Annotated in this window: 20 protein-coding genes and 1 tRNA gene; 12 read left to right on the forward strand and 9 right to left on the reverse strand. The window is 64.2% G+C overall.

The genetic code is table 11. The features are described 5' to 3' along the window. Positions 1-33: 33 nt before the first annotated feature. From MMG94_RS01605 to MMG94_RS01615, 3 genes are all read left to right on the forward strand, one after another. Positions 34-960, forward strand: coding sequence for a thermonuclease family protein (locus MMG94_RS01605; RefSeq protein ID WP_244415277.1), 927 nt, complete (start codon positions 34-36; stop codon positions 958-960). Then, the gene (locus MMG94_RS01610; RefSeq protein ID WP_016919342.1) at positions 941-2,425 is read left to right on the forward strand and encodes a M48 family metalloprotease; all 1,485 of its coding nucleotides are present in this window, start codon (positions 941-943) and stop codon (positions 2,423-2,425) included. Before MMG94_RS01605 ends, MMG94_RS01610 begins: the two co-directional genes overlap by 20 nt. 118 nt (positions 2,426-2,543) lie before the next feature. Then, positions 2,544-3,428, forward strand: a complete 885-nt coding sequence (locus MMG94_RS01615) for an RNA polymerase factor sigma-32 (protein ID WP_016919343.1) — start codon at positions 2,544-2,546, stop codon at positions 3,426-3,428. 71 nt (positions 3,429-3,499) lie between these two features. Here the strand turns inward: MMG94_RS01615 and MMG94_RS01620 are convergent, their stop codons facing one another. Then, positions 3,500-4,705, reverse strand: coding sequence for a CarD family transcriptional regulator (locus MMG94_RS01620; protein WP_016919344.1), 1,206 nt, complete (start codon positions 4,703-4,705; stop codon positions 3,500-3,502). On the opposite strand from MMG94_RS01620, the gene MMG94_RS01625 reads away from it, so the two are divergent. Further along, a complete protein-coding gene (locus tag MMG94_RS01625) occupies positions 4,671-5,243 on the forward strand; it encodes a hypothetical protein (protein WP_154420089.1) in 573 nt (190 codons plus the stop codon). The genes MMG94_RS01620 and MMG94_RS01625 overlap by 35 nt on opposite strands. 332 nt (positions 5,244-5,575) lie before the next feature. Here the strand turns inward: MMG94_RS01625 and fdxA are convergent, their stop codons facing one another. After that, complete coding sequence (fdxA, locus tag MMG94_RS01630; RefSeq protein WP_016919346.1) at positions 5,576-5,914, reverse strand: ferredoxin FdxA; 339 nt, start codon at positions 5,912-5,914, stop codon at positions 5,576-5,578. Between the two features lie 145 nt (positions 5,915-6,059). Between fdxA and MMG94_RS01635 the strand changes: the two genes are divergently transcribed. Continuing rightward, positions 6,060-6,947, forward strand: coding sequence for an RMD1 family protein (locus MMG94_RS01635; protein ID WP_016919347.1), 888 nt, complete (start codon positions 6,060-6,062; stop codon positions 6,945-6,947). Here MMG94_RS01635 and miaA read toward each other — a convergent pair. Beyond that, complete coding sequence (gene miaA / locus MMG94_RS01640; RefSeq protein ID WP_026016157.1) at positions 6,866-7,789, reverse strand: tRNA (adenosine(37)-N6)-dimethylallyltransferase MiaA; 924 nt, start codon at positions 7,787-7,789, stop codon at positions 6,866-6,868. The two genes, MMG94_RS01635 and miaA, sit on opposite strands and share 82 nt — an antisense overlap. Before the next feature lie 200 nt (positions 7,790-7,989). On the opposite strand from miaA, the gene serB reads away from it, so the two are divergent. Further along, positions 7,990-8,874 (forward strand): phosphoserine phosphatase SerB, encoded by an 885-nt coding sequence (gene serB, locus MMG94_RS01645; RefSeq protein ID WP_154420087.1) that lies wholly within the window; start codon positions 7,990-7,992, stop codon positions 8,872-8,874. A 4-nt stretch (positions 8,875-8,878) separates the two neighbouring features. Here the strand turns inward: serB and MMG94_RS01650 are convergent, their stop codons facing one another. The 4 genes from MMG94_RS01650 to hflK form a co-directional block, all read right to left on the reverse strand. Next, positions 8,879-9,358 (reverse strand): VOC family protein, encoded by a 480-nt coding sequence (locus MMG94_RS01650; RefSeq protein ID WP_016919352.1) that lies wholly within the window; start codon positions 9,356-9,358, stop codon positions 8,879-8,881. Positions 9,359-9,397: 39 nt separating this feature from the next. Next, complete coding sequence (locus tag MMG94_RS01655) at positions 9,398-10,885, reverse strand: DegQ family serine endoprotease (RefSeq protein ID WP_016919353.1); 1,488 nt, start codon at positions 10,883-10,885, stop codon at positions 9,398-9,400. Between the two features lie 131 nt (positions 10,886-11,016). Beyond that, positions 11,017-11,943 (reverse strand): protease modulator HflC, encoded by a 927-nt coding sequence (hflC, locus tag MMG94_RS01660; protein ID WP_016919354.1) that lies wholly within the window; start codon positions 11,941-11,943, stop codon positions 11,017-11,019. After that, positions 11,940-13,076, reverse strand: coding sequence for an FtsH protease activity modulator HflK (gene hflK / locus MMG94_RS01665; protein WP_016919355.1), 1,137 nt, complete (start codon positions 13,074-13,076; stop codon positions 11,940-11,942). The genes hflC and hflK overlap by 4 nt, the downstream gene beginning before the upstream one ends. Before the next feature lie 127 nt (positions 13,077-13,203). Here hflK and MMG94_RS01670 point away from each other — a divergent pair, with 127 nt between their 5' ends. Beyond that, a complete protein-coding gene (locus MMG94_RS01670; RefSeq protein WP_016919356.1) occupies positions 13,204-13,587 on the forward strand; it encodes a YidH family protein in 384 nt (127 codons plus the stop codon). A 174-nt stretch (positions 13,588-13,761) separates the two neighbouring features. On the opposite strand, the gene MMG94_RS01675 is transcribed toward MMG94_RS01670, so the two are convergent. Next, positions 13,762-13,851, reverse strand: a tRNA-Ser gene (locus tag MMG94_RS01675). A 416-nt stretch (positions 13,852-14,267) separates the two neighbouring features. Here MMG94_RS01675 and MMG94_RS01680 point away from each other — a divergent pair. From MMG94_RS01680 to MMG94_RS01700, 5 genes are all read left to right on the forward strand, one after another. Continuing rightward, positions 14,268-15,185, forward strand: coding sequence for an outer membrane protein (locus tag MMG94_RS01680; protein WP_016919359.1), 918 nt, complete (start codon positions 14,268-14,270; stop codon positions 15,183-15,185). A gap of 237 nt (positions 15,186-15,422) precedes the next feature. After that, entirely contained in the window at positions 15,423-16,343 is a 921-nt protein-coding gene (locus MMG94_RS01685; protein ID WP_016919360.1) for an outer membrane protein, read from the forward strand. A gap of 251 nt (positions 16,344-16,594) precedes the next feature. Then, positions 16,595-17,542: an outer membrane protein gene (locus MMG94_RS01690; protein WP_016919361.1), complete on the forward strand. Its 948-nt coding sequence runs from the start codon at positions 16,595-16,597 to the stop codon at positions 17,540-17,542. Positions 17,543-17,666: 124 nt separating this feature from the next. Further along, a complete protein-coding gene (locus MMG94_RS01695) occupies positions 17,667-18,431 on the forward strand; it encodes a LuxR family transcriptional regulator (protein WP_016919362.1) in 765 nt (254 codons plus the stop codon). Between the two features lie 77 nt (positions 18,432-18,508). Beyond that, entirely contained in the window at positions 18,509-19,156 is a 648-nt protein-coding gene (locus tag MMG94_RS01700; RefSeq protein ID WP_020372427.1) for an acyl-homoserine-lactone synthase, read from the forward strand. A gap of 756 nt (positions 19,157-19,912) precedes the next feature. Here MMG94_RS01700 and MMG94_RS01705 read toward each other — a convergent pair. Then, a complete protein-coding gene (locus MMG94_RS01705) occupies positions 19,913-21,376 on the reverse strand; it encodes a GlxA family transcriptional regulator (protein WP_016919364.1) in 1,464 nt (487 codons plus the stop codon). Positions 21,377-21,491: the final 115 nt, after the last annotated feature.

Raw genomic sequence — 21,491 nt, forward strand, 5'->3', positions numbered from 1 at the left:
GCGTTTAAGACTGGCGCGATTTCGGAGCCGGTTTTGAAAAAGCGCATATTCCTGAAAAATGTTCTGGCCGATCTTGGCGAGGCCATGTGGCGCATGGGCCGCCGCGGCTCTCACCTTCCCGTGAGGGATGTGTTTGACGTCGCCGCCGTGGTTTGCGCGCTCTTTTGGGGTTCGACCGTTTACGCCCTGAATCCCGCCCCCGAAACCGGCGTCTGCTCGCTCGAAAGCGCGACCCCCGCCACTGTCGCCGCCATTGACAAGGATTTTGATCTCCTGCTCGACGATGGTCGCCGCGCCGCCATTTCCGGGCTCGAATTTCCGCCACCCGTCGCCCAGGGCGCTCCCGGCCTTCGGGCGCAGGCGCGTAAGCGCCTATCGGATTGGCTCGCCGGCCGCGACGTCTTTCTCGGCGCCTTCGCCGCGTCGCCTGATCGATGGGGGCATGTTCCGGCGCGGGTCTTCGCGCCTCGAGGCGAGACGCCCGACGCGCCGCTCGTCTCGGTCGGGGAGGCGCTGCTGGAGGAGGGGCTGGCGCGCTTCCGGCCGGATCGCGCGGCCGCGCCTTGCGCCGCCGCCTATCTCGCCGCGGAGGCGCCGGCGCGGGAGGAGGGAAGGGGGATTTGGGCCGATCCGGCGGCGCGGGCCGTCAACGCCGGGAGCAAGGAGGCGGCGCGCGCCTTGCTGCAGCGCAAGGGAATAATCGTCGTCGAAGGCCGGATCGCCAGCTTTGGCGAGACGCGCGGCGCGATCTACCTGAATTTTGGCCAAAAGCGCGCGGAAGATTTCGCGATCGTGATTTTGCGCCGCAATTTGGCTATCTTCCAGGCGTCGGGAATCGAGCCGAGAAAACTGATCGGGCGGCGAGCGCGGGTGCGAGGGCTGATTGAGACAGGTTTGGGACCGCGCATGGAAATTTCCGCGCCAGCTGACATCGAAATTCTTGAAGACGCCAAGCCATAAATTCGCCGGGCGGGCGCTGGCCGTCGCCTGCGCCTTTTTTCTTGCCGACTGCGCCGAGCTCGAGCGGCAGGGGCAGATGTTCGAGCCTGCGACGCCGCCGCCCCCGCAAACCGGAAAACCGCCCGCGCCGCCGAAGACGGAAAATCGCGGCTCGATCCAGCACAAGGAGCTGCTCGCCCAGTTCGGCGGCGAATATCAGGCGCTGGCGGCGGAGCGCTATCTCGACAATATTCTCGTCAAGCTGGCGCAAGCGAGCGATACGCCGGGGCAGCTCGTCTACAAGGTCACGATCCTCAATACGCCGGTCGTCAACGCCTTCGCGCTTCCGTCCGGCAATCTCTATGTCACGCGCGGGCTTCTGGCGCTGGCGGGCGACGCCTCGGAGGCGGCGGCGGTGATGGCGCATGAGATCGCCCATGTCACGCTGCGCCACAGCGCCCTGCGCGCCGAGAAGGAGCGCGAGGCGGCCGTGATTTCGCAGGCGGCGACGGTCATTCAGAGCCGCCAGAAGGGCGAGGAGGAACGCTCGAAGCAGCGCCTTTCGGTTGCGAGCTTCTCGCGTCAGCAGGAGCTCGACGCCGATGAAACCGGCGTGAAGGTGATCGCGCGGGCGGGCTTCGATCCGTATGGCGCGGCGCGGTTTCTCACCGCGCTGGGCCGCTCCTCCGAACTGCGCGCCGCGCTCTACGGCAAGCGCAAGGATTCGATGGGCTTCGACATCATGTCGACTCATCCCTCGACGCCCGAGCGCGTCTCCCGGGCTGTCGGGGTCGCCCGGCAGATCAGCGCGCCGGGCATCGGCAATCGCGACCGCGCCGGCTATCTCGCCGCCATTAACGGCGTCGCCTTCGGCGACGATCCGATGGAGGGCTATGTCCGCGACCGGAAATTCACGCATCCGCGTCTGCGCTTCACCTTCACCGCGCCAGAAGGCTTTTTGCTGGAGAATTCCAGCGAAGCCGTATTCGGCGTGCGGCAGTCGGACAATGAGGCGCTGCGGCTCGATACGGTGCGCAACCCGCAATTCGAAAGCCTGGAGGCTTATGTCGGCTCCGGCTGGGTCGACGGACTGCTGCCATCCTCGGTGAAGAAGATCGACGTCAACGGCCTGCCGGCGGTGACGGCGGTGGCGCGCGCGGGCGAATGGAATTTCCGCATCGCCGTCATCCAGTCGGGCGAGTATCTCTATCGACTGATCTACGCCGCGAAGGCGCTGACCGATCAGGCCGAAAAGGAGTTCATGGAGTCGATCATGACTTTCCGGCGTCTCACGCCGGAGGAGGCGCGAGAGGCGCATGGACTTAAAATTTCCGTAATCTCGGCCGGCCTGGGGGACACCGTCGAGAGCCTCGCGGCGCATATGACGACGCCAAATCGGCCTCTCGAATACTTCCGTCTTCTCAATGGCTTGGACGAGAGCGAAGGAATCGTGGCGGGAGAGCGTTACAAAATCGTAACGGAGTAGGGCCGCCGCGCCCGGGAACATGACGCAACCCCGCGGGTTGAACGCTTAGAGTTGTTCAAAACGCGCGGATATCTCGCATCGTCATATCCAAGAGATAGCGCGCTATGGAGATTTGACCATGGCGTATCTTCCGGGACTCGGCAGGGAGCTTATGAAGGCGGCGGCAGACGCCCCTTTTCTCGAGCGCGAAGAGGAAAAAGGGCTGGCCATCGCGTGGCGCGACAATGGCGACCGGGTTGCGCTTCACAAGCTGACATCGGCGCATATGCGGCTCGTCATCGCCATCTCCGCCAAGTTCCGCCATTACGGCCTGCCGATCGCCGATCTGGTGCAGGAAGGGCATGTCGGCCTTCTCGAAGCGGCGGCGCGATTTGCGCCGGAGCGCGACGTTCGTTTCTCGACCTACGCCACCTGGTGGATCCGCGCGTCGATCCAGGATTACGTGCTGCGCAACTGGTCCATCGTGCGCGGCGGCACCAGCTCGACGCAAAAGGCGCTCTTCTTCAATCTGCGCCGCTTGCGCGCCCGGCTGGCGCGGGAGCCGCAGGCTTTCTCCGACGGGGACGCCTATGAGAGCATCGCGCGGACGCTTGGCGTCTCCCGCGCGGATGTGGAGATGATGGACTCCCGCCTCTCGGGCTCCGACGTCTCGCTCAACGCGCAGCTTGTCGACGACGACTCGGCGGGCTCGGCCCAGCGCATGGATTTTCTTGTCGACGGCGCGCCGCTGCCCGACGAGGTCGTGGAGCACAATCTCGACTCGGACCGTCGCGCGCGCTGGCTGAAAGACGCTCTTGCGATCCTTTCCGAACGCGAATTGCGGATCGTTCAGGAGCGGCGCCTCACCGAGAATCTGGTGACGCTGGAGACGCTCGGCGACAAGCTCGGCATCTCGAAGGAGCGCGTTCGTCAAATCGAGAGCCGCGCTTTGACCAAGCTGCGGCGCGCGCTGTCCAAGCTGAAGGATGACGAAGTGACCGACGAAGCCGCGCCGATGGCGTAATGGCGGAAAATAAAAGGCTCTCCGTTCGAAAGAACGGAGAGCCGAATTTTTGTGGGCCGAGAGCGCGCCTATTAAGCGGCGCGATCCACATCCTCCTCGTCAGGCTCGTCCGCCACATCGGCGTCAGCCTTCTGTCCGCGGCGCGGTCCTTTCTGGAGGAAGGATTCGATCAGCTTCAACGCTTCCGAATCGATCAGCTTGCGGACGGCGGCGACTTCACGGGCCATGCGGTCGAGCGCAGCCTCATAGAGCTGACGCTCCGAGTAGGACTGTTCCGGCTGCGTGTCCGAACGGTAGAGGTCGCGAACCACCTCGGCGATCGTGACGAGATCGCCCGAATTGATCTTCGCCTCATATTCCTGCGCGCGGCGCGACCACATGGTGCGCTTGATCCGCGCCCGTCCGGAGAGCGTGCCGAGCGCCTTTTCGACCACGCCCGCCTCAGCGAGCTTGCGCATGCCGACATTGGCGACTTTGCTGGTCGGGACCTTGAGGATCATCTTGTCCTTGATGAAGCTCACCACGAAAAGCTCGAGGCTGAAGCCCGCGACCTCCTGCGTCTCGACGCCGACGATCTGACCGACGCCATGCGCCGGATAGACGATGAATTCATTGAGCTTGAAGCCGTGCTTCGGCGCAGCCGGCTTCGCCTTTGCGGGCGCCGGCGTGGGCTTCGCCACGGCTTTGGTGTCGATCGCAGTCTTTTCGGCGGCGACGGGCGTCGCCGTCGCAACGGGGGGCTCGCTTTTTTTTGCCAATTTTTTGTCTTCGCCGGCTGTCGTGGTTGAGGAGGTCTTACCAGCCGCCAAGGGCGCCGCCGGGGCGACGCTCTGAGCGGGGGAAGGGGGTGCAATGTCGCGCGCCGGTTTGGGCGCGGCCTGAGTGGCTGCGGGCGCAACGGCCTTGGCGGCGCTCGGCGCGGCCGGAGCCGCCGCCTTCGCCGATCCGGCCGGCTTCGCCATTTGCGTCGCCTTGGCCGTCTCGATCGCCTTGGGAGCCTCGACGGCCTTGACCGCCGGAGCAACCTTCGCCGTCACGGGCGTTTTGAGGGCCGCAGTCTTGGCGGTTGGGGTCTTGGCGGTCAGCGCCTGGGCGGTCGCCTCAGCCGCGATGGGGGCCCTGGGCGCCTTCGTCTCGACGGCCTTCGCCTTGGCCGCGACCGGAGCCTTTCCGGAAACAACAGGGTTTTTCACGGCTTTGGCGGCGGCCTTTGCGGGGGTCTTCGACGCATTGGCGACGGCCTTGGACGCGCTCTTCGCAACCGTCGCCTTCGACACGGCGCCGCGAGCGGCCGAGCTTTTGCTCGGCGCGGCGGCGCGCGCGGACGTCGTCGTCTTCGCGGTTGCTTTCGTCGTCGCTTTGGTCACGCTCTTCGCAGCCGTCTTCGCCCCGTTGGTCTTCGCGGCGGTTTTGGTCGAGTTGGAAGCTGTTTTCGTCGCCGCGCTCGCTGCGGACTTCGCGGCGCTCTTCGGGCGAGCCGCCGCGGAAGCCTTGCTTTTCACCGTAGATTTCGCGACCGTCTTGCCGACCGCGCTCTTCTCAGACGCGCTCTTGCCGGCCTTGTTCTTGGCGCTGCTGGCGGGGGCTGTGGCGGACGCGGCCCGGTCCCGCGCGGATTTGGCCGCGCTCTTCGCCGAACCCCGGGAACGCGAGGCCGAGGAAGTGACGCCGGCCCCTTTCTTTTTCTCGTTCTTCGTGGCGGACGGCATACGCGGAACACTCCCTATTCGCCCCGCTGTGGAGACGGGGCGGATTTGCAGACCTCTCGCTTTTCCGGCGCGGATGCCCGCCCGGACGGCAAGTTTATCGATCTGACACCTAAGCTAGAGCCACGGGCGACGCAGTCGGGCTGAGGACACAACGGTCAAGCGCGCGCTTTCTCTTGCTGTGAGGCAAACTTGCGAATACAGCCGGTCGCCTGAAGGAACGGCTATCCTCTACGCATTATATATCATGCTGTGGAGCAAAAATCAAAGACGTCCCTCGGCCGGGGACGGCTGCGAGGGTTGGGAATCGCTTCGCAACGCGTGGAGAACGTTAGCTATTTCTGTTCGTTAAGGATGTGGAAACTATTTGCCGCGCCCGAGCTGGCGCCTAATTGTTAACGTGGTGCGAATCGGCGCCCATAAGACGGGCGCCGTTCCTGATCAGTCGCCCTGTCCGGCTTCAGACGAAAAATGCGCCTCGTATTTGCCGGGTTTGCCGTCCCATTCCTTGGCGTCGGCCGGCGGCTCGCGCTTGATGGTGATGTTCGGCCAGTTCTGCGCCATCTCGGCGTTGAGCTGAAGCCACTTCTCCAGCCCTTCCTCCGTATCCGGCTTGATGGCCTCGGCCGGGCATTCCGGCTCGCAGACGCCGCAATCGATACATTCGTCCGGATGGATGACGAGCATGTTCTCGCCCTCGTAGAAGCAGTCCACCGGACACACTTCCACGCAATCCATATATTTGCACTTGATGCAGTTTTCCGTGACGACGTAAGTCATGAGGGGTACCTTGGAAGCTCCGCGGAAGCTCCGCGCGCATTGTTGCGCTAGCTAGCGTTTTTAATGCCGTCGTGCAAGGCATGCATGAAACCCAATTTGGCGCCGCCGCGACAAGGCCCCGAATGGCGCTTATGACAGGCTGATAATGACGGACATCGGATATAGGGACGCATCGACCGCCACGCAGACGATCACTGCGCGCGCATTGCTGCTCGGCGAGCGCATCGACACGATGGGGCTCGAACGCGCTGACCTCGTGTCGACCGCGCCGCTCGCCTTTCATGCGGGGCAGGCGGGCTTCGCCGTGCTCTATCGCTTCGGCGTCGCGGTGCTCTTCGGCCTGTCGCCGCTCGAGGAGGACGAGATCGTCACCAAGATCGGCGCGCGCGTCGCCGGCGCCTCGCGCGGCGACGACGAGACGCTCGTCATCGAGACCGCGCATGAGGGCGAAGACAAGGCGCTGCCCAATGGCCGCCTTGCGGTGAAGGATCTTTCGGAGGCGCGGCTCCTGGTTATCGCGGACGCGCTTGCGAAGAGCGTTGCGCTGGCGCGCGACGAAAGGCGCGTGAACGCGGTCTTCGACACGGTCGAACCTTTCGCCGCGGAGCTTGCGAGCAAAGGCCGGCCGCCCTGGCGCCGCAAGGCCATGCTCGAACTCATCGGGCAGACCTTGCTCGTGCGCCATCGCGTTTCGGGCCGCGTCGCCGTCGAGGACAAGCCAGACGTCTTGTGGGACAGGCCCGATCTCGAACGTCTCTATGCGCGTCTCGAAGATGAATATGAACTCGAAGCGCGCGGGCGCACGCTCAATGCGAAGATCGACGTGATCGGCGAAACGGCGCGCGCGCTCACCGATCTCATCGACGCCGACCGTTCGGTGCGGCTCGAATGGATCATCATCGTGCTCATCGCGATGGAATTCGGACTTTCGCTGTTCCAGATCTTCGTCGATCAGCGCCCGAAGGCGCAACATGCGGCTTCGGCCTCCGCCCCGATCGCCGCGCCGGAAAGCCATTTGAAGCTCGGCAATTGATGCCGCGCGAAAGTGAATTGGCGCTTCGCGTAGCGTCGCGTGTCGATCTTGCCGCGCATGATCGCTTCATCGAGCGTCGCATGTCCGTCGAGATAAGCGACGAGGCCGGGCACGCCATGCGCCCGCATGGCTGGGAGCGCCGGGTCGAGCCCTCTGTCGCGTAGGCATGCGACTTCCTCGAGCGCGCCCGTCTCCATCATCCTGTCGAACCGCGCGTCGATGCGGGCGTAAAGCGTCTCGCGTTCCGGCGCCAGAAAGAAAGCCGGACATCGCGCGACGTCGAGCAAAGGCGCGCTGCGCGGCCCTTGAAAGGAAGCGAGCGGCTTGCCCGTGGCTGCGAGAACTTCCAGCGCGCGCAAAATTCGCTGCGGATCGGTGGGGCGCAGGCGCGCCGCGGTCTCCGGATCCTTGGCCGCGAGCTCGGCATGCAGCTCTTGCGGGGTCTTTTCCTGCGCGGCGTCCCGAACTTTCGCGCGTACGTCTTCCGGCACGGCCGGAATGTCGGAAAGGCCGTAAAGCGCCGATTTGAAATACATGCCGGTGCCGCCCGTCAGAACCGCCGTTACGCCTTTTGCATCGAGTTCATCGAGAGTCGTTGCAAGATCGGCGAGATAGCGGCCGACGGAATAGTTCACGCCGGCGTCGACATGGCCGAACAGCAGATGCGGCGCTTCCGCTTCCTCCTGCGGCGTCGGCCGCGCCGTGATGATGCGCAGGTCGCGATAGACCTGCATGGAATCGGCGTTGACCACCGCGCCGCCAATGCGCTTCGCCAGCTGCAAAGCGAGGGCGGACTTGCCCGAGGCGGTCGGACCTGCAATGAGAAAGGCGCGTGCGGTCATGACGCTATTGCGGCGCAAATGAGCGAGATGTCAAAGGCCATCCTTTTGGGAGCGACATCGCCTTTTCCGATCCCGAGAAGCGCGCAGTTTGGCGCGCGTCTCGAAGGTCGAGGAAAGGAGCGAGTTGTCGCGACCTCGTCCTTCGAGACGCGAGCTTCGCTCGCTCCTCAGGATGAGGGCGCTCGGCCAAAAGGCGCCACATGAAGCTCGTCGCGACCTTTGTCGCGGGGCGGGGCGCGTCGCTCTGCGAGGCGGCGATCCGTCGCGCGTTACAGGACGGCGGCGCTGCGGCCTTCTCTCTAGATTGGCTCGCCGCCGACATCGCATGCGATGCATTTTTTGAAAGCGACGATCTCGTTTCATCGCGTGCGCGCCTTCAGGCGTCGCTTACCGGACAAACGTTCGACGTCGTCGTCCAGCCCGTCCAGGGGCGCCGCAAGAAGCTGCTCGTCGCCGATATGGACTCGACGATGATCGAGCAGGAATGCATTGACGAGCTTGCGGGGCTGGTCGGCATTCGCGACCGCATCTCCGTCATCACCGAGCGCGCCATGGCAGGCGAGCTGAATTTCGAGACGGCTTTGCGCGAACGCGTCGCGCTTCTCGCGGGCGTGACGCTGGATCAGATCGAGATGCTGGCTGCGCGCATCACGCTCACGCCCGGCGCCCGCGCTCTGGTGCAGGCCATGCGCGCGCATGGCGCGTATGCGGCGCTCGTCACGGGCGGCTTCACGCCTTTCACCGAACCTGTCGCCGCGCGCATCGGTTTCGACGAGACATTCGCGAACCGGCTGGAGATTGTCGATCGCGCGCTGACGGGCGTTGTGAAGGATCCCGTGCAGGGCAGGGAAGGCAAGCGCGCCGCGCTCGCGGGGTTGCGCGAGCGTCTCGGGCTGGCGCACGACGCGACGCTCGCCATCGGCGACGGCGCCAACGATCTCGACATGCTGCGCGAAGCGGGCCTAGGCGTCGCCTATCACGCCAAGCCGAAAGTGGCGGAAGCGGCCCATGCGCGCGTGGACCACGCGGATTTGACGGCGCTGCTTTACGCGCAGGGATATCGGCGCGAGGAATTTGTCGCTTGAGCGGTCAGGCGCCGTCGTAAGCGCGCCGCAGCGCCGCCAGATCGAGCTTTTTCATTTTCAGCATCGCCTCGGCGACGCGCCGGGCCCGCGCGGGGTCGGCGTCCTTCATCATCTCGGCGAGCGCTTTGGGCGCGATCTGCCAGGAAAGCCCGTAGCGGTCCTTCAGCCAGCCGCACTGTTCGAACTCCCCGCCCTCTCCAAGCGCATTCCACAGGCGGTCGATTTCCGTCTGGTCATCGCACTCGACCTGAAAGGAGATCGCGTGATTGAAAGATTCGAATTGTCCCGCGCTGAAGGCCATGAAGGGGCGGCCGAGCAGGGTGAACTCGACGATCTTGACCGAACCCGCCGGGCCGCTGGGGCTGTCGGCGGGGAGGGCCCTGACGCTGTCCACCCGTGAATCGGGGAGGAGCGAGGCGTAGAAGGCGGCGGCTTCCTCCGCCTTCTCCGCATACCAAACGGTGGGAATGATGCGCGGCGCCATCGTTCGTCCTCAGTTCGAGCGCGCGGCGGCGCCGGGCGCTTACTCCACCGGCAGCGCTACGAAATGCGCGTCGCCGGCCCCGTTCGCGACGATAAGCAGGGCGGTCTTCTTGCCTGCCTCCTTCAGCGCCTTGATTTTCTTCACGGCGTCAGCCGGATCGTTCACCGGCTCCTGGTTGACCTCGAGAAGAATCTCGCCCGCCTGCAACCGTTTCTCGGCCGCGTTGGAGGAGGGATCGACAGAGGTGATCAGCACACCGCTCTTCACCGCTTCCTTGATCTGGAAACGCGCGCGCAGATCGTCGGTCAGGCGGGAGAGCTCCATGCCGAGGGCGCTCTGCGACGAGGGGCCCGTCGATTCCGGCTTGTCCTTGTCGCCCGATTCTTTCGACGCGACCTTCTCGCCATCCTCGAGGCGGCCGAGCTTGACCTTCTTGGTCTCCTCCTTGCCGCTGCGCATGACGACGAGCTCCACGTCCTTGCCGACGGGCGTCGCGGCGACGAGCTTCGGCAGGTCGCGCGACTCCTTGATCGGCTTGCCGTCGAATTTCACGATCACGTCGCCGGCCTTGATGCCGGCTGGCTTGGAGGGACCTTTGTCGTCGACGCCGGCGACCAGCGCGCCGCGCACCGCGCCGAGATTGAGCGTCTCCGCGATCGCGTCGTCGACATTCTGGATGCGCACGCCGAGCCAGCCGCGGCGCGTCTCGCCATATTGCTGAAGCTGCTCGATCACCGGCATGACGGTGTTGGCGGGCGTCGCGAAGCCGATGCCGACTGAACCGCCCGAAGGCGAAAGGATCGCCGTGTTGATGCCGATGACTTCGCCGTCCAGGTTGAACAGCGGACCGCCGGAATTGCCTTTGTTGATGGAGGCGTCCGTCTGGATGTAATTGTCGTAGGGGCCGCTGTCGATATTGCGGTTGCGCGCCGAGACGATGCCCGCCGTGACCGAACCGCCGAGGCCGAAGGGATTGCCGACCGCGAGCACCCAATCGCCGACGCGCGCTTTGTCGCTGTCGCCGAACTTCACCGCCTTCAGCGGCTTCTCCGGCTTCACCTTCAGAACGGCGACGTCGACCTTCTGATCCTTGCCGATGATCTCCGCCTTCAGCTTCTGGCCGTCGTTGAAAATCACAGTCACTTCATTCGCGTCGGCGACGACGTGATTGTTGGTGATGACGATGCCGGCCGGGTCGATCACGAAGCCGGAGCCGAGCGACGAGGATTTGCGCTGGCGCGGCATGTCCGGCACGCCCTGGCCCTGACGGCGCTTGAAGAACTCTTCGAAGAGGTCGTCGAAAGGCTGGCCCGGCCCCATCCCCGGCGGCATGCCCGGCATTTCGCCGCCGCCCTTGCCGCGCTTGGCGTCCACGGTCTGGGTCGCGGAAATATTCACGACCGCGTCGGAGACCTGCGCCGAGAGATCGGCGAGCGAATCGGGACCCTTGGCGAAAGCCGGGCCGGCGAGCCACAGAGAGGAGGCCGTCGCGAGCGCCAGAGCGGCGCGACGAAATGCGGACATCATGCGTGCTGTCTCCTGGGACAAAAATTCCGGCGCAATGTCGCAGAAAAACGAGGCCTGCGCCAGTTATCTGATTTTATTACATTTACTCGGGCGGCAGCTGTCCGTCGACCATCGCCGCCGCCTTCCAGCGCCTATCGTTTTTGCGTCGGGGCGGGGGAAAGCTCAGCCGCTTTTGGCGTCGAAACGCCGTCGGGAGCCGAGAAAAAACGGAAAAATTCGGATCGCGGACTGACGAGGAAGCGCGTTTCGCCCGGCTTGAAGGCGGTCTCATAAGCCTGCATCGAGCGATAGAAAGCGAAGAAGTCCGGATCTCTTCCGAAACCTTCGGCGAAGATGCGATTGCGCTCGGCGTCGCCCTCGCCCTTCACCTGATCGGCCTGTTGCTGCGCTTCAGCCTTGAGCACCACCACGTCGCGATCGGCCTTGGCGGTGATTTTCTGCGCCTGTTCGGAGCCCTGGGCGCGATATTCGGCGGCCTCCCGCTGCCGCTCGGTCTGCATGCGCCCGAAGACCTTTTCGGAAATCTGCTGCGGCAGGTCGACCCGGCGGATGCGAGCGTCCACCACTTCGACGCCGAAGCGGCGCCCTTCGGTATCGGCCTGCTGCTTGATCTTCGCCATCAGCGCGGAGCGCTCGTCGCGCACGATCTGCTGCTGATTCGCCTCTGACAGCACGCGGCGCACGGCGGAGTTCAGCACCGAGCCGAGCTGATTGTTGGCGCCCTGCACGCTGTTCACCGACTGATAGAATTTCAGCGAGTCGATGATGCGGTAGCGAATGAAGCTGTCGACTTCGAGTCGCTGATTGTCGGCGGCGAGCACTTCGAGATTCGGGCTTTCGACGTCGAGAATGCGATTGTCGAAAGTGACCACGTTCTCAATGAGCGGCAGCTTGAAATGCAAACCGGGCTCGGTGATGAGCCCGCGTCCCGCGACCGGCTCGCCGAAGCGGAGGACGAGCGCCTGTTCCGTCTGATCGACGGTGAAAAGCGCCCCGCCCAAAGCGGCGAAGGCGATCGCCGCCAGAAGGGCGAAGACGAAAAGAAAGCCGTTCTTCACTTCTGACCTCCCTGAAAGGGCGCGAAGGAGGGCAGGGGAACGAAGGGCGCGACCGAGGCGCCGCCCTTGGCCGGGTCGTCGAGAATCACTTTCTCGGCGCCGCCCAGAACGCGCTCCATCGTCTCGATGTAAAGGCGCTGGCGGGTGAGCGCGGGCGCGTTCTTGTACTGGTCGTAGATCTTTTCGAAACGCGCCGCCTGGCCGCGGGCCTCGGCGACGGTCTGTTCCCGATAGGCTTCCGCTTCCTGCTCGATGCGGGCGGCGGCGCCGCGCGCTTCCGGCACGACCCGGTTCGCATAGGCGTCCGCCTCGTTGCGCATGCGCTGCGCGTCCTGCTGCGCGGCGGTGACGTCCCGGAAGGCGGCGATAACCTGCTGCGGCGGATCGACGGACAGCAGCAACACCTGCAGCACCAGCACGCCGCTGTGATAGTCGTCCAGAATCTTCTGCATCAGCGCCTGACAGGCGGGCTCGATCACCTTGCGGTCGGCGGTGAGGATCTTCTGGATCTGTGACTGGCCGACGATCTCGCGCATTGCGCTTTCCGCGACAGCCTTCACCGTGGTCTGCGGATTGGCGACATTGAAGGCGTAATCCTCCGGCTTCGAGGGATCGATCTGCCAGACGACGCGGAATTTGACGTCGGCGATGTTCTCGTCGCCGGTCAGCATCAGGCTTTCCTCGGGCGCTTCGGGACCAAGCCGAACGGCCTGGCTGTTGCGGCGGCGACCGTCGGCGTGGCCTTCCTCCCGGAAGCCGACATCGGTGACATTGCGGTCCGTGACGGCGAGCTTGATCACCGAGCCGATAGGGGCGGGCAGGTTGTAATTGAGGCCGGCCTGCGTCTTGCCGCGATACTTCCCGAAGATCTGGTTGAGGCCGATCTCGTTCGGGCCGACCGTGTAGAAGCCGGAAAACAGCCAGGCGAGCAAAGTGAGCAGAACGAGGATAGCGAGACCGCCGCCGCCAAAGCCGGTCGGAAGGAACTGCTTGAGACCTTCCTGGCTGCGGCGCAGCAATTCCTCGAGGTCGGGCGGCTGACCGCCGCCGGGTCCCTGGCCCCATGGCCCGCCGGGCTGGCCCCAGGGATTATTGTTCTGATTGCGCGGGCCGCCTTGATCGCTCCAGGGCATTTTTTCTCGCGAATGTTTTGTGGCCTCTGGCGCCGCAGCTTCGCCGCGCCTCCGATGTTATAGGCATTCGACGTCGTGGCTTCAATGACGGTCGGTCTACAGCCTGTCGAGGGAAAGGGGTGCGCCGATGATCCGCGATTTTACGAATTACGCCGCGAATGAGAGGACTTTTCTCGCCTGGGTCCGCACCGGAATCGCGGTGGTCGCGCTCGGTTTCGTGATCGAGCGTTTCAATCTGTTCCTGATTGCGCTGGCGTCCGCTTCGGGCGCAGCGCCGGCGATGCACGGATTTCGCCAGTTTGCGACGCCGAGCGGCCGATATGGCGGAATGGCGCTGGTCGGCGCAGGCGTTCTCATGATCGTCATCGCGACGATTCGTTTTTTACAGACGGCGCGTCTGCTGGAGGACGGGAGCGATCACCCGCCGAGGCGAATCCGTACGACGCTCTTCGCTTTGTCGGCGATCGTGATGGGAGTCGCCTTCTTCAGCGGCTATCTGGCGATCGGCTGATCAGCCGCCGAACCACACATAGGCGAAGGACACGAGCAGCGCCAGGGCGAAGCCGATCAAGGCGTTGATGAGGAAGTTGTTATTGCCCAAATCATCCATGGCCGAACCCTCAGTCGCGGATCTCAGGGGCGCCATTGTCGCAGCCGGGGCCCACTGTCGCGGCCGGTGCGCGGCTGGCGGAGACGGTGGGATTCGAACCCACGATAGGGTTTCCCCTATAACGATTTAGCAAACCGTCGCCTTCAGCCTCTCGGCCACGTCTCCGTTCGTGCGCCATTTCGGCGCACGGCAAGCGACATATGCCAAAGCGTCCGTCTCTTGGCAAGGGAACGCTTCGCCGTCCTTTTCGCGCGCCGAAGTTGCGCGGCGGCCCGAATCAGTGGGCGCCTTGGGGGCGCTCTTCGGAGGGCGGCCGTTTCGGCGCGCCCCTGCGGCGTCCGCCGCCAATCTGCTCAGTTTTTGGACGGCTCGAAGACGAAGGCGTGACATCGGTGCAACAGCTTCAATGAAACCGCAGGCCAAGACCGGATTGCGCCTGAGTTTTGATTGACTGTGCGAAGGGCGAATTCGATTGATGGGTCATGGCTCAAGGCGGGGATTCGTTTTCCGGCCGAGCCTGGCAACAGCGTTGGAGTCGTACGCTTGGGTGCGCTCCGATGAAATTTGTTTAAGAGGCTGGAATGAAGAAAGTCGCTCTTTCGGTCGCCGCTTTGGCGCTGACCGCCGGCTCCGCGCTCGCCGCGGACCTTCCCTCGCGCAAGGGCCCGCCGGTCCTTCCGCCCCCGCCCCCGCCGCCGCTGTGGACGGGCTTTTATGTCGGTCTGAACGCCGGCGGCGGCTGGTCCAGCAGCACCACGACCAATGTCGTGACCAGCCCGCTGGGCAATCCGCTCCTGCCGCTGTCGCCGTTCGGCGTTTCCGAGTGGCTCAACGTCTCGGCCGGCGGCACCGGTTCGCTGTCGAGCGGCAGCAATGGCGGCTTCCTCGGCGGCGGCCAGATCGGCTACAACTATCAGTTCTACAACAGCTTCGTTGTGGGCCTCGAGGCCGATATCCAGGGCGTCGCGACGAGCGGCAGCGGCCAGTCCGCGCTCACCGTGCTCCCGACGACCTTCGCCGGCATCAACTCGGTCACCGGCATTTCGGTCTCCAAGAGCCTCGACTATATCGGCACGGTTCGCGGCCGTCTCGGCTGGCTCGCCCTGCCGACCCTGCTGATCTACGGCACGGGCGGTCTGGCTTATGGCGGCGTCAACTCGACCACGGGCATCTTCCAGCAGGCCGACGTGCCGTTCGTCGACAATTTCGGCACGACCTCGGCCGGCGCTTTCTCGGACACGCGCGTTGGCTGGACGGCCGGCGGCGGCGTCGAATGGATGTTCTGGCCGAACTGGTCGGCGAAGGTCGAGTATCTGTACTACAACCTCGGCACCGTGACCTACAGCGCCGGCTCCCGTCTGGCCCTGCTCGCGCCCGCCACCCCGCTGTGGGCGCACGCCACGCAGACGTCGACCAGCTTCAACGGCAACATCGTCCGCGCCGGCGTCAACTATCACTTCAACTGGGGCGCTCCGGCTCCGGTCGTCGCGAAATACTGAGCGAAATTTACGTTTCGAGCGAGGAGCCCGGCCGCAAGGCCGGGCTTTTTGTGTCTTTGGCGCCACAGTCGGCGAAGAAAGCGACGGCGGCGAGGCGAAATTGGCCGTCTTCGCTTTGACGTCAGGCGTCTCAGGCCTCAAAACAGTCGACGGCTAGGGAGCGCGTTCCGCGCGTGGTCTTACGGGTTCTTTTAGCGAGGGGCGCTGTTCGCCCTCCGAATTAGAGATGAGGCAGGTATGAAAAAGATTGCTCTTTCCCTTGCTGCGCTGGCGGTGACCGCCGGCTCCGCGCTCGCCGCGGACCTTCCCTCGCGCAAGGGCCCGCCGGTCCTTCCGCCGCCGCCGCCCCCGCCGCCGCTGTGGACGGGCTTCTATGTCGGTCTGAACGCCGGCGGCGGCTGGGCCAACTCGACCGCCATCCAGACCGTTGGCGGCCCGCTCGCAGTTGCGAGCCCGCTGGTTAACCCGGCAGGCTTTGTGCCGCTGGCGAACGCTTTCGCCATCGCCGGCAGCTCCTATTCGACGGGCGGCAGCAATGGCGGCTTCATCGGCGGCGGCCAGATCGGCTACAACTTCCAGTTCTACAACAACTTCGTTGTGGGCATCGAAGCCGACATCCAGGGCATCGCCGGTTCGTCGTCAAATTCGGCCCCCAGCTTCTCCGCCGCGCCGGTCATCGGCTTCCCCGGCGAAGTCGTTTCGGGCGCGACGGTTTCCCGTCGCAACCTCGACTATATCGGTACGGTTCGCGGCCGTCTTGGCTGGCTCGCCACGCCGACTTTGCTGCTTTACGGCACGGGCGGTCTGGCCTATGGCGGCGTCAGCATGAACACGGCTTGGGTGGGCGTTGAAGCGCCGACCTTCGGCGCCTTCCCCGGTTTCGGCGCGACGGCGTTCTCCGACACGCGCGTGGGCTGGACGGCCGGCGGCGGCGTCGAGTGGATGTTCTGGCCGAACTGGTCGGCGAAGGTCGAGTATCTTTACTACGATCTGGGCAATGTGACCGCGAACGGCACCGCCACGATCGCCGCCCCCGCGGCGCTGATCGCCGCGACCGCCCTTCAGTCGACGACGCATTTCAACGGCAACATCGTCCGCGCCGGCGTCAACTATCACTTCAACTGGGGCGCTCCGGCTCCGGTCGTCGCGAAATACTGAGCGAACCGGCTTCCAGCCTGCGGTTCGTCAAAGAAGAAAGCCCGGCCGAAAGGCCGGGCTTTTTGTGTCTTTGGCGCCACAGTTGGCGAGAAAGGGGCGGCAGTAAGGCGAAAGCGTCCCCCTTTGCTTTGACTATGCGCGTCTCAAGCCTCAGAACCGGGGCGGATCAAAGGAGCGTTCTTCGCGCCCGGGTCCAAGGGTTCTTCGAGCGAGGCGGACTGATCGTCCTCTGAGTTAAAGATGAGGCAGGTATGAAAAAGTTTGCTCTTTCGTTTGCTGCGCTGGCGTTGACCGCCGGCTCCGCGCTCGCCGCGGACCTTCCCTCGCGCAAGGGCCCGCCGGTCCTTCCGCCGCCGCCCCCGCCGCCGCTGTGGACGGGCTTCTATGTTGGTCTGAACGCCGGCGGCGGCTGGGCCAGCAGCAACTCCGTCACCATCGGCTCCACGCCGATCTTCACGAATCCGGCCGGCCCGGCCGCCGGCATCATCGCCGCTCACGCCGGCCCGGCGGCGCTCAGCGCTTCGGGCATCATCGGCGGCGGCAATAATGGCGGCTTTATCGGTGGCGGCCAGATCGGCTACAACTACCAGTTCTACAACAACTTCCTGGTTGGCATCGAAGCCGACATCCAGGGCGTTGCGGCGAGCGGCGGCAGCCGCACCGGCGCTGGCGCCGCTCTTGTCGGTCCCGGTTCGGGCGCGACGGGCACGCCGATCACCACCTCCTTCTCGGTTTCTCAGAGCCTCGACTATATCGGCACGGTTCGCGGTCGCCTCGGCTGGCTGGCGACCCCGACGCTGCTCGTCTACGGCACGGGCGGTCTGGCCTATGGCGGCGTAAGCTCGTCGGCGGCCTATTTCTCGACGAACCCGGCCTATCCGGCGCTCTCGGGGCTGTCGGCCGCCTGGGGTTCGGCTGGCGCCTTCTCCGACACGCGCGTCGGCTGGACGGCCGGCGGCGGCGTCGAGTGGATGTTCATGCCGAACTGGTCCGCGAAAGTCGAATATCTGTATTTCGATCTCGGCTCGGTGACGTACAATCTCGCGCCGACGGGCTCGATCGCCTTGGCCGGCCCGGTTGGCCAGCCCTGGTGGCTGAACGCCTCGCAGGTGAGCGCGCGCTTCAACGGCAATATCGTCCGCGCGGGCGCGAACTACCACTTCAACTGGGCGGCTGCCCCGGTTGTTGCGAAATACTAAGAGACGTCGCGTCTCGAAAAGAAAAGCCCGGCCGAAAGGCCGGGCTTTTTGGTTTTTCTAAGGAATTGTCTGTAATTGTGATCGCCTAACTTGTGCTTGGCAATTTGAGGAACGGGGATATTTCGTGCATCCCGATGATTTCTTCGATTTGATCGACCGCTTGGCCTCTTCCGATCGCATTGATCTGGCGTCGAAAATCATCGACGACTTTGCAAAGCACTGGGGGCTTTGCAACGTCGCCTATGCGGCCCTCAATATGCCGACTCCCGGCGCGCCGCGGCCGCTTCTATCCGTGACCTACTCGCCGGAATGGCAGAAGCATTATGCTCAGAATGGCTATGTCGATCTCGACCCCATCGTGCGCTCGGGCCTTGGCGGCATACTTCCGATCGACTGGGCCGATATCGACCGCGGCGATCCAATCATCCGGAAGTTTTTCGGCGAAGCGCAGGAGCTCGACGTCGGCTCCAACGGCCTGTCCATTCCGATTCGCGGAAGGCTCGGCGAATTCGCTCTCTTCACCATTACGTCCAACGAATCGCCGGCGGAATGGCGCGCCATGAAACGCGAACTCCTGCGCGATCTCATGGTGGTCGCTTTCAATTTCCACGCCGCCGCTTTGCGGTCCTGCGGCGTCGCTGAAGAGACGGCGGTGCATCTCCCTTTGCGGGAAGCAAGCTGTTTGCGCTGGAAGGCGCTCGGCAAGACCGATGAGGAAATCGGGCGCATTCTGGGCATCACCTCGCACACGGTGCGCTTCCATCTGGAGTCGGCCCGGGCGCGCCTAAATACAGCCAACACAATGCATACTGTCGCCAAGGCGCTGGCGCTCGGCCTCATCAACATGTCTTATGAACCGACCCATCTGATACCGAAGAAGCGCGGCTGACCTCCCATTTTTGGGAGGTGATAACCTACTGACTTTCAATCAAATTCTCCTTGTCAGAAACTGATAAGGGGTTGGGGATGATCAGGATTATTCCGGGGGAATGGCGCGGGCGCTATCCCCGGCTGATTGACGAAATGCACAAATTGCGGCGCAATGTGTTTCACGAGCGCCTCAAATGGCAGGTGACGGTCATCAATCGCTGGGAGATCGACGGTTACGACGCGCTCGATCCGCTTTATGTCCTGGCGCTGGACGAAACCGAGCGGGTCGTCGGCGGTTTGCGATTGCTGCCGACGACCGGCTTCAACATGCTGAACGACACTTTCCCGCAATTGCTGCCGGATGGGGCGCGCATTCACAGCCCGCTGATCTGGGAGTCGAGCCGCTTCACCGTCCGTATGACCGGCGACGGCCGTCTTGACGGGCCGACGATCGGCCGCGCCACGGCGGAGCTGGGAATGGCGCTCAATGAGATCGGCAAGGCGGCGGCGCTTACCCATGTCGTCACGGTCTATGACCGCGCAATGCACCGCATGTTGGCTCGGGTCGGCTGCGCCGGAGAGCCGCTCGGCCCGCCGCAAATGATCGGCGGCGTCGAGACCTACGCGGTCCTTTACGAAGTGGGGGACGAGTGGGACGCGCGCGTGCGTTCGCTTGCAGGGGTGAACCAGATTTCCTTCGAGCCGGCGATCGTCGAGACGATGCGGACGCGGTTCGCAATCTAAAGACGCGACTGTAAGGATGAACTCATGAGCTGGGGCGTTCAATGATTCATGTATTGACTGATCAGAATTTCAGGCTGTTCGACTCGAGGATCGAAGAGACCTACCGGCGACGGCAGACGTCGTGCAGATGTTGCTGTCGAGGGCGGATCGAAGAGGATGCGTTTTACGAAGCGCGCGCCCGGTCCGACAAAAGTCTGGATTGGCTGCGTCGGCTCGTCCGGGACATAGATACGCTGGCGCAGAAAGTAGAAGCCGCCCCCTTGCGGCGGCGGCGCTCACGGATCGCTGCATCCAAGAAGCCGCCAAGCGCTCCGCAGGTGCGGAAGGCCCCGGCGCGATCGGCGCGCCGATAGCGAGATGAGAGACGACGCGCGTCCGCCCCCGCGCCGCGCGTCGACTGGTCGCTCCGACCGTTCGCTCAGTTCACGTAAGCGGTGATCGCGAAGGTGACGGCGGCGGCGGCGGCGAGAATAGAGACGATGGCGGTGAAAGAATTCATGGCGCTTCCCTCTGCCTTGGACGTTGGCCCCGGCGCCCGCTTTCTGGGTTCTAACCGATGGCGCGACGAAATAACGCACCCGGATCGAAAAAGGCGCAAGCGGGAAAAGTTGCTGCGCTGCAAGAACGCATCGCGGCGAGACTCGGCTACGCCACAGCAAGCAGGGGCGTCAAAACCAGCAAAATCCGCAACCCGCGACATCACGCCGCATTGCAATGACGATCACTCTTGGACTTGGCGACGACGCCTGATTAAAATCAAGCGATTGCTTGAAGCTTGGCTTTCAGGTCGCCAATTTCCGTCTCCGCGCGAATCTGGTCGGTGACGTCATATTGCACGCCCAGGAAGTAGATGAGCTTGCCTTGGGCGTCGAAAAGCGGCGTGACGTTCAGCTTGTTGTAGAAGAGGGTTCCGCTCTTCCGGTAATTGCGCAAGATCACGTCGACCGGCTGCCGGTTCCTGATCGCTTCGCGCAACCGCCGAAGTCCTTCCTGGTCGCGGTCCTCCGCCTGCAGGAAGCGGCAATTGCGGCCGATAATCTCTTCGGGGTCGTAGCCGGTAATGAGTTCGAATCGTTTGTTCGCATAGACGATTGGGGCGTCGTCGAGGTCGGGATCGGCCAGGGTCACGCCGTTGACGCAGCTATCGAGAATAGTCGTGAGGATTTCCGGGATGATCTCCGACTCTTTCCGCACCGAAAACATCTGCGCCTTGGGTTGGCTCCTCGCCTTCGCCCAGATCCGGTAAGCTGAGGGAGCCATCCCGGCGTAACGACGGAAGGCGCGGCGAAAGCTCGCCTCGTCGATAAAGCCGGCGCTGGCCGCGAGCTTCTTCACCGGCTTGGCGCTGGTCTCGAGAAGCGTGCGCGCGGTTTCGACGCGAATGCGATCGATGAAAGTCTTGGGCGACTCGCCGCATGCCTGCTTCAATCTGCGATGCAGCGTGCGTTCGGAAGTCGAGAGCGCCTTTGCGAGATCCTGTGCGTTGAACGCGGCGTCGGATTGTCTGACGATCCGCTCGGCGTCGGCGAGAAAAGCGTCCGCGCCGCCGCTGAGCACATTCGGCGTATATGCCGCGCCGCGCGCGGCGCCTCTGGCGGGCGCCGCTTCGCCCAGCGTGAAATCCGCCGCGATGCGTCCCGCTTCCTGGCCGCAGAGCGTGCGGATGACGTGCAATCCGACGTCGATCCAGGAGAGAGGGCCAGCGGCGGTGACGACGCGCCGGTCGTCGATGAGGCGCGCGCCCCATGCTGTGTCGGCGCGTGGATAACGTTTCTTCAGGTCTTCATGGTGCCACCAGCTCGTCGTGCAGCGGCGTCCCTCGAGCAGACCCGCTTCGCCGAGAAGAAAGACGCCCGATCCGCAACCGCCGATCAGCGCGCCGCGCGAGTGATGGCGCCGCAGCCATGCCGCCGCGGCGGCGAATGCGGACATTTCCGGCGCCCTGCCGTCGGCTTCGGGCGCGAAGCTCGGAACGATGACCGCGTCGCAGAGGGCGATCTCGTCGAACGACGCCTTTACGTCGAGAGCGCCGCCGGCTCCGTCGCGGACCGGCCGGCCGCCGGCGCTGGCCGTGACGACCTGAAAATCCGGCGCGCCCACGGTATCGCCCGGCGGAATCGCCGCCAATATTGCGCGGCGCGCGAGCGTGAGAAGATCGGAAAGGCCGAGGAACGCGGACCCCAGACACCCGTCCAATCCGACGATGACGATCTTGATCATCCTCCTCACCGAATTCTTTTTTTTGGCGAATTATGGACTCGATTTGGCTATTTCGCCATCCTGACCTAGGATGACCCCAACCTCATCTTGGGAAAAGGCGAGGGCATCCGTCCTC

Source organism: Methylocystis parvus OBBP, from assembly GCF_027571405.1.
In the GTDB taxonomy this organism is placed as follows: domain Bacteria; phylum Pseudomonadota; class Alphaproteobacteria; order Rhizobiales; family Beijerinckiaceae; genus Methylocystis; species Methylocystis parva.